The organism is Desulfobulbus sp. (assembly GCF_030824455.1).
Classification (GTDB): Bacteria; Desulfobacterota; Desulfobulbia; order Desulfobulbales; family Desulfobulbaceae; genus Desulfobulbus.
In genome coordinates this window covers 1-13,568 of sequence record NZ_JAVBXR010000068.1, presented here as the reverse complement: position 1 = coordinate 13,568, position 13,568 = coordinate 1, and the positions used below count along the sequence as shown (strand labels likewise).

12 protein-coding genes and 1 pseudogene are annotated in these 13,568 nt (G+C 58.9%); 8 read left to right on the top strand and 5 right to left on the bottom strand.

What is annotated here, in order from left to right; genetic code table 11:
- Positions 1-251 (bottom strand): transposase (locus RCH93_RS17925; protein ID WP_373693277.1); only part of this gene is annotated, 251 nt, incomplete at its 3' end.
- Between the two features lie 31 nt (positions 252-282).
- A complete protein-coding gene (locus tag RCH93_RS08985) occupies positions 283-1,290 on the bottom strand; it encodes a hypothetical protein (protein WP_306548023.1) in 1,008 nt (335 codons plus the stop codon).
- Between the two features lie 196 nt (positions 1,291-1,486).
- On the opposite strand from RCH93_RS08985, the pseudogene RCH93_RS17920 reads away from it, so the two are divergent.
- The 5 genes and pseudogenes from RCH93_RS17920 to chrA form a co-directional block, all read left to right on the top strand.
- Positions 1,487-1,606: pseudogene (locus RCH93_RS17920) on the top strand (integron integrase); the annotation flags it as partial.
- 351 nt (positions 1,607-1,957) lie between these two features.
- Positions 1,958-4,786 (top strand): FAD-binding and (Fe-S)-binding domain-containing protein, encoded by a 2,829-nt coding sequence (locus tag RCH93_RS08980; protein ID WP_306548022.1) that lies wholly within the window; start codon positions 1,958-1,960, stop codon positions 4,784-4,786.
- A 26-nt stretch (positions 4,787-4,812) separates the two neighbouring features.
- Positions 4,813-5,616 carry a class III extradiol ring-cleavage dioxygenase gene (locus tag RCH93_RS08975; RefSeq protein WP_306548021.1) on the top strand — a complete coding sequence of 268 codons (804 nt, stop codon included), beginning with the start codon at positions 4,813-4,815 and terminating at the stop codon, positions 5,614-5,616.
- Between the two features lie 264 nt (positions 5,617-5,880).
- Positions 5,881-6,462: a hypothetical protein gene (locus RCH93_RS08970; RefSeq protein WP_306548020.1), complete on the top strand. Its 582-nt coding sequence runs from the start codon at positions 5,881-5,883 to the stop codon at positions 6,460-6,462.
- 4 nt (positions 6,463-6,466) lie between these two features.
- A complete protein-coding gene (chrA, locus tag RCH93_RS08965) occupies positions 6,467-7,684 on the top strand; it encodes a chromate efflux transporter (RefSeq protein WP_306548019.1) in 1,218 nt (405 codons plus the stop codon).
- Between the two features lie 49 nt (positions 7,685-7,733).
- On the opposite strand, the gene RCH93_RS08960 is transcribed toward chrA, so the two are convergent.
- The gene (locus RCH93_RS08960) at positions 7,734-8,843 is read right to left on the bottom strand and encodes an SO_0444 family Cu/Zn efflux transporter (protein WP_306548018.1); all 1,110 of its coding nucleotides are present in this window, start codon (positions 8,841-8,843) and stop codon (positions 7,734-7,736) included.
- A 20-nt stretch (positions 8,844-8,863) separates the two neighbouring features.
- Positions 8,864-9,238: a metalloregulator ArsR/SmtB family transcription factor gene (locus RCH93_RS08955; protein ID WP_306548017.1), complete on the bottom strand. Its 375-nt coding sequence runs from the start codon at positions 9,236-9,238 to the stop codon at positions 8,864-8,866.
- Between the two features lie 253 nt (positions 9,239-9,491).
- On the opposite strand from RCH93_RS08955, the gene RCH93_RS08950 reads away from it, so the two are divergent.
- The 3 genes from RCH93_RS08950 to RCH93_RS08940 all read left to right on the top strand — a co-directional run bounded on the left by RCH93_RS08950 (position 9,492) and on the right by RCH93_RS08940 (position 12,889).
- Complete coding sequence (locus RCH93_RS08950; RefSeq protein ID WP_306548016.1) at positions 9,492-11,033, top strand: alkaline phosphatase; 1,542 nt, start codon at positions 9,492-9,494, stop codon at positions 11,031-11,033.
- 74 nt (positions 11,034-11,107) lie between these two features.
- The gene (locus RCH93_RS08945) at positions 11,108-12,232 is read left to right on the top strand and encodes a YibE/F family protein (protein WP_306548015.1); all 1,125 of its coding nucleotides are present in this window, start codon (positions 11,108-11,110) and stop codon (positions 12,230-12,232) included.
- Between the two features lie 174 nt (positions 12,233-12,406).
- The gene (locus RCH93_RS08940) at positions 12,407-12,889 is read left to right on the top strand and encodes a hypothetical protein (RefSeq protein ID WP_306548014.1); all 483 of its coding nucleotides are present in this window, start codon (positions 12,407-12,409) and stop codon (positions 12,887-12,889) included.
- Between the two features lie 548 nt (positions 12,890-13,437).
- On the opposite strand, the gene RCH93_RS17915 is transcribed toward RCH93_RS08940, so the two are convergent.
- Positions 13,438-13,524, bottom strand: a complete 87-nt coding sequence (locus RCH93_RS17915) for a PEP-CTERM sorting domain-containing protein (RefSeq protein ID WP_373693278.1) — start codon at positions 13,522-13,524, stop codon at positions 13,438-13,440.
- Positions 13,525-13,568 lie beyond the last annotated feature (44 nt).

Genomic DNA, 13,568 nt, shown 5'->3' with positions numbered 1-13,568 from the left:
GTGTAGACGCTGTTGAACTGGCGCATGGCGTTGGAAAGATTGGCATCCGGCGTCTCAATCAACAAATGAAAATGATTGGTCATCAGGCAATATGCATGGCAAATCAAGTTGAACCGACGCAGGGCCAGATTAAGGACGGAGAGACAGGTTTTTCTGTCGATATCGTCCAGGAAAATGGCAGTCTGGGCATTGCCCCGGGATGTCACATGATAGATGGCTCCCGGAAATTCTATGCGGAGTGGTCGGGCCATGAAGCGAAGATACTCCAGAGCGATTCAATATTCAAGATCTGACCCCCTTGCGGCGTGACCTCCTTGCGGCACCCTTTTTTTTCCGAGATTTGATCGCAGACATTGCTGTCGTTTTGATTTCTTTAATTAGATCAGCAAAATGCTCCAAAGAACAAACGATAGTCTGGGAAAAGTAGCGTTGAAACTTTTCGCCATCGAGATTGGCTAATGCCGAACACTGAGCCGATGGAAGACGAAAGTCATACTCGCCACCAGCTTGTCGGATGGCGTCAAGGATCTTTGTAGCTGGGTGATTCGCTAATTCTGCCAAGGACGAGCAGGCGGATTGGCGATGATACTCAAAATCTGGGTTGCAATCTGAGTGAACAACAACGTAGCGTGCCGGGACAGAAAGTTCTTCGAGAGATGATGCGTTCTCAACAGATTTAATTGAAATATCGCTATTTGCGACAAGGATTGCTGACGTCGTTAGGAGGATTGGACAAAAGAAAAATGGAAGGTTGTCCTCCTGATGGTTGCAAATGCTGAACCGAATGCTATCGGTTAACAGCCTTGGTAAAGCATACTGTAGTTGTGCAAGGCCGTGCTTGACCTCCGTGTCATAGACATTGCCATTTGATGCGTCGATTTCGACGCCTTTGATACAGAAGATGGCTTGCTGGTCAAATGAGTCTGTGGAATTTGCGGGAATGAACGTCGATGAGAAGCTATCAACTGCGCGAATGGTGTGGCCAAGCGTAAACGGCGACATGTCTTCAATGTTTGGGTCTTGAAAGAACAGCCACTTGTTCCCTCGATGGCGATGCTTGCACTCAACCAGCAACTCGATTATTGCTAGTAGCTTGCTGCTGCGGAAGGGTGGGTGCCCCGTGGCACGAATGTCTACCGAAAAGTCCTTTGTGATACCAGCGTCTTTCCGAGCATAGGAGTAATCCGCATCAATTGCAAATCCATGCTCGACTAGAGTTCTTGCGACCTCATACTCCATCGGAACGCTTGAAGACAGCAACTTACTTTTCCATTTTCCAGATTCAGGCATTCTTTAATAGTCTCAAAAAATCGGTTGGTGTTGTAAGGAAAGACCATTGTTTAACAGTATACAAGGGTCAGATCTTGAATCTTGAATTCATTCCATTTTCGCATGATATTGCTCACCGTTGAACAGTGCAATCCTGTTGCGGTGGGCACCTGTGCCTGGGGGTAGCCGAACTTCATGGCAGGTCTTGAATAGTACCACCCACCTTTTGCAAGCCAATGACGACATCCGCACCATGCAGACACTGTTGGGCCATGCCGCCATCAGAACGACCATGATATACTCCCATTGCGTTCCGAGCAGAACGGCTGTGAGGTAACGTCCGGCAGCATCGACAAAAAACAAGAGAAAATCAACCGAAAAATGGCCGGAATTGCAGGCGAAAGCCTGGAAGGTTTGCAGCCATTGGCTTGGCTGGGCTCAAGTTTTTTCCGCTGAGTCGATCAACGGCGTATGCCGGGTAAGCTATTGCCCCTGTGCAGCGAGTGGGTGCGGCGCAAGGAAAGGCCTGAGGCGCACTGAGGCGCGGGACTGCTGCTTCCGGCTCAGGGACTCCACCGGCAATCTCCTGTTTTTTCGTCCGCCAAGCCTGGCGAACAGTTTTCTGTGGCTTTTCCCGCCGAAGATCCCTATGAATTAGGTATCATTCCTATTCACCTTGGAGACGCCCATGCTACCCGGAAAATACCAGACGTTCTTCCAGCGCATCAAGAAACAGATCCCGTCCGAGCAGTTGATCACCGACCCCTTGCGCACCATCACCTTCGGCGCCGACGCCAGCTTCTACCGGCTGATTCCCAAAATCGTGATCAACGTCAACACCGAAGAGGAGGTGCAGTTGATCCTCCGCGAGGCGGGCCGCCTCCGGCTGCCGGTGACCTTCCGCGCCGCGGGCACCAGTCTCTCCGGGCAGGCGATCTCCGATTCGATTCTAGTGCGCCTCGGTCCCGGCTGGAACCGCTACCGGGTGTTCGACAACGCCGCCAAGATCCAGTTGCAGCCGGGCATCATCGGCGGTCAGGCCAACCGCATCCTGGCGGAATTTGACCGCAAGATCGGTCCGGACCCGGCCTCGATCGACAGCGCCAAGATCGGCGGCATCCTCGCCAACAACGCCAGCGGCATGTGCTGCGGGGTGGAGCAGAACAGCTACCGCACCCTGGACGCCATGCGCATCATCCTCGCCGACGGCACGGTGGTCGATACCGGCGACGACAAGAGCAAGGCCGCCTGCAGACGCAGCCATCCTGCGCTGGTCGAAGGCTTGGCGGCGCTGCGCGACCGGGTGCAAAATGATGCTGAACTGAGCGAGCGCATCCGCTACAAGTTCAAGATCAAAAACACCACCGGCTACAGCCTCAACGCCCTGATCGATTTCACCGATCCTTTTGACGTCATGCAGCACCTGATGATCGGTTCGGAAGGGACCCTGGGGTTCATTGCCGACGTGGTCTACCGCACGGTGATCGAGCATCGCCACAAGGCCAGCGCCTTAATCTTCTACCCGAATATTCAAACCGTGTGCGAGGCGGTGGTCATCCTGCAAAAGCTGCCGGTGGCGGCGGCGGAACTGATCGACCGCGCCGGGCTGGCCTCGGTCACCGGCAAACCCGGCATGCCGGTCTTCCTTGCCGAACTCGATGCGCCGGTCACCGCCTTGCTCATCGAAACCAGAGCGGAATCAGCGCAAGCGTTGGCAGCCCAGATCGAGCAGATCACCAATGGCCTTGCGCCCCTGCCGACCGTGCGGCCGATTGAATTCACCGCCGTGCCCGAGGAGTTCAACCAGCTGTGGAAAATCCGCAAGGGGTTGTTCCCGGCAGTAGGCGCCGTGCGCCAGACCGGGACCACGGTGATCATCGAGGACGTCGCCTTTCCCATCGAACATCTTGCCAACGCCACCCTGGATCTGCAGCAGTTGTTTGCCAAGTACGGCTACACCGAGGCGATCATCTTTGGCCACGCCCTGGCGGGCAATCTCCACTTTGTCTTTACCCAGGATTTCTCGATCCAGAAGGAGGTGGTGCGCTACCGCGACTTTATGGACGAGGTGGTGCGACTGGTGGTGGAGAAATACGACGGCAGCCTCAAGGCCGAGCACGGCACCGGCCGCAATATGGCGCCCTTTGTCGAAAAGGAGTGGGGCGAGGCGGCTTTCGGGCTGATGAAGGAAATCAAGGCGCTGTTTGATCCGCACGGGCTGCTCAACCCGGGGGTCATCCTCAACAGCGACCTCGAGGCCCACATCAAAGACCTCAAACCCCTGCCCGCCACCCATGAACTGGTCGACAAATGCATTGAATGCGGGTTCTGCGAACCGATCTGCCCGTCGCGCGACCTCAGCTTCACCCCCCGGCAGCGCATCGTCGGGCGCCGGGAAATCAGCCGGCAGATGGCGGCCAGCGCGCCGGCAAGCGATCTGAAACAACTGGTCAAGGCCTACCGCTATCCGGGCATGGACACCTGCGCCGCCGACAGCCTCTGCTCCACCCTCTGCCCGGTGGGCATCGACACCGGCAAGATGGTCAAGAGCCTGCGCGAGGAAGCCAACGGCCAACTGGCCAACAGGATTGCCGACTCTGTGGGCGATCATTTTGGGGGCGTCACCCGTTCGGTGAGCGGGGTGTTGAATACGGTGGACGCGCTCCACAAACTCACCGGCACGCCGCTGATGGAAAAGGTGTCCCAGGCGACCCGCACAGTCAGCTGCGGGGCATTGCCGCTGTGGAACCGGGAAATGCCGGCCGGCGTACCCGCCCTGCGCCCTGTTGCCGCCCCTGGCGGCGACCTGCCGCTGGTGGTGTATTTCCCCAGTTGCGCCAGTCGGGCCATGGGCGGACCGCCGCGAGACGAGACCCACCGCACCCCGCTGCCGCAGCAGACCCTGGCCGTGTTGGCCAAGGGCGGCTATGGCGTTATCCTACCGGACAAGGTAGAGGCCCTCTGCTGCGGCCAGGCCTTTGAAAGCAAGGGATTCAGGGAGCAGGCCGACCGCAAGGCCGAGGAATTGAGCGCCGCCCTGCTCAAGGCCACCCGCGACGGCGAACTGCCGGTGCTGTGCGACACCAGCCCCTGCCTGCAACGGATGCGCAACAATCTGGACAAACGGCTGCGGCTCTATGAACCGGTCGAGTTCATCCTTGAGTTTCTCCAGGATCGTCTGGTTTTTGCCCGCAAGAAAGAGCGAATCGCCATCCACGCCACCTGCAGCACCCGCAAGATGGGGTTGGACGGCAAATTGCGCCAACTGGCCCAGATGTGCGCCCAAGAGGTGGTGATGCCGGAGGACATTTATTGCTGCGGATTTGCCGGCGATCGGGGCTTCAACTTTCCGGAACTCAACCAATCGGCGCTGAAAGGCCTGAAGGAGAAGGTGCATGGCTGCGAGGTGGGCTACTCGACCAGCAAGACCTGCGAGATCGGCCTGGCCCTGCACGCCGAGATTCCCTACCGCTCGATTTTCTCGCTGGTCGACGAAGTGGCCGACCCGAGGCCCTGAACCGGGACAGGGAGAACGGAAACGCCATGACCAGCCCGCCGCTTGCTCCGGTGCTCTATATCCCCCACGGCGGCGGTCCCATGCCGCTTTTGGGCGAGCCGAGCCACCAACGCCTGGTTGATTTTTTGCGGCAGGCGCCCGCATCGTTGCCAACCCCGGAGGCCATTGTCGTGATCAGCGCCCACTGGGAAGCGGAACAACCGACCGTCACCGGCGGCGAACAACCCGATCTGCTCTACGATTACTCGGGATTTCCGCCGGAGTCCTACCGCATCCAGTATCCGGCCCCTGGCGCGCCGAATCTGGCCAACCGGCTGCACGCCCTGCAGGCTGCAGCCGGTCTGCGCCCGCAGGTAGATGCGCGGCGGGGTTTTGATCACGGCCTGTTTGTGCCACTCATGCTGATGTATCCCCAGGCCGGGATTCCCTGCGTCCAGCTGTCGCTGCTGGCGAGTCTCGACCCCGGCGCCCATCTCGCCATGGGCAAAGCCTTGGCGCCGCTACGCCGCGAACGGGTCTTGATCGTTGGGTCCGGCTTTTCCTTCCACAACATGCGGGCTTTTTTTGCCAGTCCTCACGGCGCGCCGGATCAACGCAACGAGGCCTTCCAGCAATGGCTGATCGAAACCTGCACCGCAAACTCCCTGACGCCGGGTGAACGGGAACAGCGCCTGACCGACTGGCAAAACGCGCCCCACGCCCGGTATTGTCACCCCCGGGAGGAGCATCTGCTGCCCCTGCATGTCTGTTACGGCATGGCGCAAACCCCGGCTCGTCTGGTGTTCGACGACCAGGTGCTCGGCAAAAGGGCCTGCGCCCTGCTCTGGTAAACGCGTTGGCTCATTTCAAGTTCAAGTTTGACTGAGAAATGGAATGAGAGTATGCCGCAACAGCCTTGCTTGCGCCCAGGTGGAATGTGCTGAATGCGCAATGCCCGCTTGCACGAAGACCCATTTTCCGCCCGCCTCTTCTGTCGCATTGACAGCCGTTCTGACCGTGGTACGTTAGCGATTTCGTTGTTCACAGCAACCCTGCTCGTTGACGTTCGCGATCCAGGTTTATCTTACAATCACAGAGGCATAACAGAGAGAAAAATGGCGAAATGCGCGATTTGCACCGTCAAAAAAGGAAAGAGGCCCTGTCCGGCCACCGACGGAGTCGTCTGCAGCACCTGTTGCGGCGAATTCCGCAGCCAGGAAAAATGCGGGACCTGCTCGTTTTTCAGCAACGCGGCCCTGTCCAGGAATTACAGCAAGGTCCCGCACTTTGGCACGGAAACAATGGCGAATGACTTGAGCTTGCAAAACTATGCCGAGAGCGTGGAGTCAACCCTGTGCGAGATCGACCGACAGCATCAGCACTTCACCGACAAACACGTCCTCAAAATACTTGAGCTGCTGATGGATCGGTATTTTTTCGGCGACGCAATCAGCGTGTACGAAACCACGTTGGAAGAAGACGGCGTCGCCATGGTCGACCGCGCTTTCAACACCTTTTCGGATCTCACCGACGAGGTAAAAACCAAGATTATTGCCGCAATTTACCGTTCGGTAAAAAGAAGAACGTTGGGCAACCGGGAATACCTCACCTTTGTCAGCCGGTTTGCTGCCGCCATGGACCCGAGCGGCCCCCAGAGAGACCTTCCCGACAGCTTGAAAAAACTCTTGCAAAGGTAATGCGTTGACAACAAGCACCGGCCAGGACGCCCAGCAAACAGCCTCTGGTCAAATTGCAAGCGCCGCGGCGCCCTCCTTAATCGTGCTCTTCCTCCGTTTTCTCCGCCTGGGACTCACCGCCTTTGGCGGCCCGGCCATGGTGGCCTATATCCGCGACATGGCGGTGAACAAACAGGGCTGGTTGAGTCAAGCATCGTTTCAACAGGGGGTGGGGATTTGCCAGAGCATCCCCGGCGCCACCGCCATCCAGGCGGCAGCCTATGTGGGCCTGCGCGCCGGCGGCGCCTGGGGGGCCATTGCCGCCTATGTGGGGTTCGGGATGCCGGCCTTTGTCCTGATGACCGTGCTTTCCGCGCTCTACCAGCGCAGCCACGATCTGGCCATCGTGGTCTCGATTTTTGCCGGTTTGCAGGTGATTGTGGTGGCGATGGTGGCGCATGCCGCCTACAGCTTCGGCCGCTCGATTGTGCACGACTGGCGGGATCTGGGACTGGGACTGGCGGTGGCGGGGTTTCTTTTTGCCGGCGGCAATCCGCTGTTGGCCATTGGCGCCGCCGCCCTCTTGGGGTTGGCGCTCTTTGGCCGGACCATCGAACCACAGGAGCACCAGCGCCCAGCCGGCAAACCTCTGGCGATGGCCGACCTCATCCCTGCCCTGTTGCTGATTGCGGCCTTGCTTGCCGCTCTGGCGCTGCTCTTTGTGGTGGACCGCGACCTGTTCGCGCTGGCCCTGATGATGGTCAAGGTCGACTGTTTTGCCTTTGGCGGCGGCTACGCCTCGGTGCCGCTGATGTTCAACGAGGTGGTGAGCGTCAAACAGTGGATGGACAGCCAGACCTTCATGGACGGCATTGCCCTTGGTCAGGCGACGCCGGGGCCGATTGTCATTACCGCCACCTTTGTCGGCTACCTCCACGCCGGTTTGCCGGGCGCGCTCACCGCCACCACGGCCATCTTTGCGCCGTCGTTAATCATGCTGACCGCAGCGGTCCCCACCTTTGACCGCTTCCAGCACAAACCGCTGTTTCAGCGGGCCATGCACGGCGCTCTGGTTTCCTTCACCGGCCTGCTGCTCTCGGTGGCCCTGCGTTTTGCCCTGGCCATTCCCTGGGAACCATGGCGGATCGGCCTGGCGGCTCTGGCCCTGGTCGCCCTGTGGCGCAAGGTTGACCTGCTCTGGGTGGTGCTGGCCGGAACCGCGATTTCAGCCGTGTTGTTGTAGAGCACCTCCTCCCCCCTCCGGCCTGTCGACCTTCGAATCCTCGCCCCTTTCAGCAACACCCTGCCGATTTGCGCGAAAAGCGGCGCACCAGGATCAAGGCCGACAACAAAAGCAACACGCCGGTGGCGCCGAGCATCAGCCAGTGCGGCAGGGTCTCGGCCACCACGCCGATGGTGGCCATGGCGGAAAGGCCCAAGGCGAAGTACACGCCGTCCAGGGCCAGACCGCAGAGCACGCTGACCACCGCAATCGAGGCCAGATACACCACCACTCCTTTCTTGCCGAGAATCCGGATCAGCACCGCCAGGGCGGCGATGTTGGTGGCCGGACCAGCCAGCAGGAAGACCAGGGCAGTCCCCGGACTGACGCCCTTGAGGATCAGGGCTGCGGCAATCGGGGTGGAGGCGGTGGCGCAGATGTACATCGGAATGCCGACCAGCAGCATCAGCAGCATGGAACCGAGTCCCCCGCCGAGATGGCGGGTAATCAGGTCGTCGGGAACCATCACGGTGATGCAGGCCGCCGCCGCGATGCCGACGAAAAACCATCCGGCCAGATCTCCCCAGATGTCGTTGACCGCATAGCGCGTTCCCTGCAGGAGTCTGTTCCACAGCCCCTGCGCCTGAGTCGGCTGGTGCGTATGATGCTCCTCGCCGCAACCGCAACTCGCGCCTTCGCAGGCAGCCGACGCAACGGAAGCCATCGGCAAAGGCGGCAAAACCGGTAAAATCGCTGATTGCCCTTCCCGATACGACAGCAGATTTTCCAGCACCCCAGCCACAAAGGCCGAAATAAAGGCGGCCACCGGTCGGGCCACGGTCAGCAACGGATCGAGCAAGGCCCAGGAAACGGCGATGGAATCAGCGCCCGATTCCGGGGTGGCAATCAGAAAAGCAGTGGTGGCGCCGTTGTTGGCCCCCTGTTTTTTGAGCTGGGCCGCCGCCGGCAGCACGCCGCAGGAACAGAGCGGAATCGGCACCCCGAGCAGGGCCGCCTTGAACACCGATTTGACCCTTCCTTTTCCAAGATGCGTGGCCACATAGTCCGGCGAGAGAAAGACCTTGAGCAGACCGCCGATCAACAGCCCAAAGAGAATATAGAGCGAGGACTGTTCGAGCAGGGTCCAGGCCGAAACCGCGATGTCGTAGATGAAATGCATGGTGGCGCCGTAGGAGGAGATTATTCCCGGATGTGTTCCAGGGCCATGTGGATCAGGGTGTGAACATGATCGTCGTTGAGTCGGTAATAGAGCACCTGCCCCTGTCGCCGGTTGCTGACCAAGGCCAGCTGACGCAGCAGCCGCAACTGGTGGCTGACCGCCGATTCCGAGCTTTCCAGATGCGCGGCCAGATCGCAGACGCACATCTCGCCGTGGCCGAGCGCCCAAAGAATCCGCAGCCGGTTAGGGTCGCCCATGGCCTTGAACAGGGCCGCCATGGCCTCGTATTCTCCTGCCGGCAAGGCGATGCTGCGGGCTGAGGCGATCCGCTCTTTATGCACGCAACGGACTCCGCACAGGTCCTGCTGTTCGTCGGCGTCGAATGGTTCGGTCATAGGTCCTCTTCTCTGAATATTAATATATGAACATATATTCATACTTTCAGCAAATCAAAAATAACCCGACGAATCGCCAAAGTCAAGTGCTGGCTGTGCGGCAATGGCCGCCGGCCTTGGCGTTTTATCCGAAATCTGACCGGTTTCTATCGGTGCGCAAATCATTGCCTAACACGCATCCGGCATATATGTCCTGTCGCCGGCACAGGCGCCGGAGAACACGCCAAAGAATGCAAACCCTGGGAGGGAATCAATGAAAGGAAGGAAATTGCTCTGCAGCGCCGCTTTTGTCGTCACCGCCTTTGCGGCCGGCGCGGCGCTGGCCGACAACACGCCCAAATACGTCTTCTTTTTTGTGGGAGACGGCATGTCCAGCGCCCAGATTCAGGCCACCGAGGCCTATCTGACCACCAAAAACGGCGGCAAGTCCACCGACGCCGTTGACCTGGCAAAAAGTGAAAACCGCCTCAACATGTCCAAATTGCCGGTGCTGGGCATGCAGACCACCTACGACGCCCACGCCCTGATGACCGACAGCGCTTCCGCCGGCACTGCCTTTGCCTGCGGGGTCAAGACCAACAGCGGCGTTATTGGCATGGATGAAACCAAAACGATCAGCTACAAAAGCATTGCCGAATTGGCCGCTGAACAAGGCAAACGGATCGGCGTCATTTCCAGCGTTTCCCTGGATCACGCCACCCCCGCCGCCTTTTACGCAAGCGTGCCCAGCCGCAGCGAGATGAACACCATTGCCAAGCAGATGGCGGCCTCGGGATACGACTTTTTCGGCGGCGGCGGCCTGGCGGCCAGCGAAGCCAGCGCGGTCAAAGCCCAGATGACAACTGCAGGCTACACCATTCTCAACGACCGGGAATCCATCCTTGCCTTGAAAAAATCGCCAAAAAGCAAGGTGCTCTGCATCAACCCCTATCTGCAGGACAGCGCCGCCATGCCCTACGCGATTGACCAGCCGGAGACCAACCTGTCCCTGGCTGAAATGACCGAGGTGGCCATTGATTCGCTCTTCACCCGCAAAAACAGCGGCAAACGAGGGGGCTGGTCCAACAAGGACGAAGGATTTTTCCTGATGGTGGAAGGCGGCAAGATCGACTGGGCCTGCCACGCCAACGACGCCATGGCCACCATCGGCGACACCCTGGATTTCGACGACGCGGTCGGCGTGGCCCTGGAATTTTATCGCAAATACCCCCACCAGACCTTGATCGTGGTCACCGGCGACCATGAAACCGGCGGCATGACAGTGGGTCACGCCACCACCGGCTACACCGGGTATTACGACCGGTTACTGGGCCAGACCAGCAGTTTTCAGGCCTTTGGCATGGATCAGTGGAAGGCGCACAAGGAAAAGAACAAGGAAGGCTACAGCTGGAGCGCTCCCAACAATCTGGAGAGCAACAGCGAGATGATCGGCCTGATGAAAACCGTCTTTGGCCTGGAGTGGGCCAGCTTGAACGAATATCAGAAAGAAAAGCTGGAAGACGCCTACGACAAATCCATGGTCGCCGCCAACGACAACAAGGACGATGAAAACAAACTGCTCTACGGCGGCTACGAGCCGATCATCGTCACCATAACCCATATCCTCAACGAGCGCGCCAGCATTGGCTGGACCTCGTATTCCCACACCGGCACACCTGTGCCGGTCTTTGCCGTCGGCCCTGATTCCGGCCGGTTTGCCGGATTTTACGACAACACCGACATCGCCAAGCAAATGGCCAAGGCCATGGGCATATGGAAACCGCTGCCCATCGTCAAGACAACCACCACCAACTAATCTATTCTCCTGCCCCCGCCAGCCCGCGACGCCGAGCCCCCTTGCGGCGTCGCGGGCATTTTGATAGGAACAGCATGCATCCACCCCGTCGCGAACTGCTTTTTTCCCTGATTATTGCCCTGCTCTGCACCGGACTTTTCTTTCTCGACCTTGCCCATATTCCGCCGGCGCCGGAGGGCATCCGCTGCCGCGCCCGGATCACCGAAGTCGACAACTCCAAGGTCCGCACCCATCTGATCGTCAAAACCAACGTGCAACTGCTGCAGGTGCAACTGCTCTCCGGCCCCCACAAAGGGCAGTCAATGCCGGTGGTCAACATGCTCACCGGCAAGATGGAACTGGACGAATTCTACGAGACAGGCGCAACCATCCTGGTTGAGTACAGCGCCCCGGAGGGCAAACCAGTCAATGCGGTGGCGCGCGGCTCGTATCGGCTGGGCTTGCAGCTTTTCCTGATTGTCCTGTTTGGCCTGCTGCTGTTTGCGGTAGCCGGCGTCACCGGGCTCAAGGCCGGGCTTTCCTTTGTCTTTGCCGCGCTGGTGCTGTGGAAGCTCTTTTTCCCGTTGCTGTTGATGGGCTATCCGCCCCTGCCCACCGGCCTGGGCGTGGTGACCCTGCTCACCGGGGTGATCTGCTTTTCCGTGGGCGGACTCACCCGGCGGGGTCTGGCCACCTTTGCCGGCTCGATGCTGGGCCTGCTGCTTACCTGCGGCCTGGCTACCCTGTTCACCCACGGGTTTCGCCTCCACGGCGCGGTCCGCCCCTTTGCCGAAATGCTGCTCTATTCAGGCTATTACAACCTCAACCTCACCGATATTTTCATTGCCAGCGTCTTCATTGCCTGTTCGGGCGCGGTTATGGATCTGGCCATGGACATCGCCGCCACCATGGACGAGCTCAAATACCGCCATCCCGAGATGGGCCTGATCGAACACATGCGCTCCGGCCTCCGGGTTGGCCGCGCGGTCACCGGCACCATGACCACCACCCTGCTGCTGGCCTACTCGGGCAGTCACATCACCATGTTCATGGTCTTTCTCGCCAAGGGATTGCCGCCGGCCAATCTGCTCAACGCTCCCTTTGTCGCCGCCGAGGCCCTCAACATCCTGGTCGGCAGTTTCGGGGTTATTGCCGTTGCCCCCTGCACAGTGGTGATTGCCGCCCTACTCTACCGAAAGCAGACCCCGTCCGCGCCGTAATCTCCAGCTTACTGGGCGACAATATATGGAAAACACGATTGATTGCGTGCCGTACACGCTTGCTCGGATTGTCAACCAACAACGGAAATGCTACAAGGGAGGGATAAAGCGACGCTGGCCGGCGGTCGGACCACGCGTTGCAGACGTCATGCAACCCGCGACAGGAGAGTGCCGATGATTACCGAGCAGGAATTGAACAAAGGGATGACAACCTTGAAAAGCCTCTGGTTTGCCCTGTTTGCCTCGCTGATGCTGTACGTGCTGGTCGCGCTGCAGATCAAAAGCTCCGCCCACACAACCTTTTCCCCGGAGGCATACAACACGCTGCGGCTGATCCTTTTTGGCGTGGCCTTTGTCACCCTGGTTGTTACCTGGTATGTGCGCAAACACCTTTTGTCGGCCAAAGTCGCAGCTAAAGCGGCTAATGTGGCTAATGCAGCCAAAAGCACGCCCCACCATCCCGCAGTGGCCCGCTACACCACCATCATGATAACGGCCATGGGCCTGTCCGAAGCCATCGGCATCTATGGTTTCATTCTCTACATTCTGGGCAAGAATCAGATTGATCTCTACCTGTTGACCGCCCTCTCGGCGGCAGCCATGACCCTGTATTATCCCAAGAGACAAGACATCATCGAACTGGCTCAAAAAATGTGAGGTTGCCGGTGGAGGCGCCAATAACCCACCCACTCTATTAAAAGAACTCCCTGCACCGTCATCGACGAGCACAGCGAGGTGAAACCTTGCTATGGCGCGAGATTTCACCCCTTCGTTCGAAAGCCCCCCCAACCCGTAGCCTGTGATGCACAGGGCGATCAAGGTGTTCTATAAGGCATAACGTTTGACGTGAGGGGCCGCCTCTCGACGGAAGGGGTGGGCGTCATTGCGAGGAATATGCAGTCGTTATTCCATTGCTCAATCAAACGAGGCAGATGCGCACTGCAAAACCTGGTCAAGAAGGGCGCGTCAATTTCGAGCGAAGCGAGAAACCTCAAATTTGCGAGATTTCTCCTCGCTGTGCTCGTCGGAATGACACACTCCCCAACCCGTAGCCCGGATGCAGCCTGTATGGTGGTGATTGCCGCCCTGCTTCTACCGAAGGTAGACGTCCGCCAATTCGGCCTATGTCTTGCCCCCGGCCAACGTCGCCGACGCCCCTTCTACAGGAGAAGGGGCTGCCTATGCAGGCAGCCCCTTGGATGATATTATCGCTGGTGTTGCATACGCCTGCGGGAGCGGACGAGTGCCGCAAGGGCAGAACCTAAAAGGACCATGGTCGACGGTACCGGCACAGGTGAAGGGCCGGTCTTGAGATAGAGCGAAAAATCAGTGGTAG

Coding starts and splice junctions, on each gene's coding strand:
- RCH93_RS08940 (WP_306548014.1), top strand. CDS start 12,407: ATGATTACCGAGCAGGAATTGAACAAAGGGATGACAACCTTGAAAAGC.
- RCH93_RS08970 (WP_306548020.1), top strand. CDS start 5,881: ATGGCGAAATGCGCGATTTGCACCGTCAAAAAAGGAAAGAGGCCCTGT.
- RCH93_RS08950 (WP_306548016.1), top strand. CDS start 9,492: ATGAAAGGAAGGAAATTGCTCTGCAGCGCCGCTTTTGTCGTCACCGCC.
- RCH93_RS08975 (WP_306548021.1), top strand. CDS start 4,813: ATGACCAGCCCGCCGCTTGCTCCGGTGCTCTATATCCCCCACGGCGGC.
- RCH93_RS08985 (WP_306548023.1), bottom strand. CDS start 1,290: ATGCCTGAATCTGGAAAATGGAAAAGTAAGTTGCTGTCTTCAAGCGTT.
- RCH93_RS08945 (WP_306548015.1), top strand. CDS start 11,108: ATGCATCCACCCCGTCGCGAACTGCTTTTTTCCCTGATTATTGCCCTG.
- RCH93_RS08955 (WP_306548017.1), bottom strand. CDS start 9,238: ATGACCGAACCATTCGACGCCGACGAACAGCAGGACCTGTGCGGAGTC.
- RCH93_RS08960 (WP_306548018.1), bottom strand. CDS start 8,843: ATGCATTTCATCTACGACATCGCGGTTTCGGCCTGGACCCTGCTCGAA.
- RCH93_RS08980 (WP_306548022.1), top strand. CDS start 1,958: ATGCTACCCGGAAAATACCAGACGTTCTTCCAGCGCATCAAGAAACAG.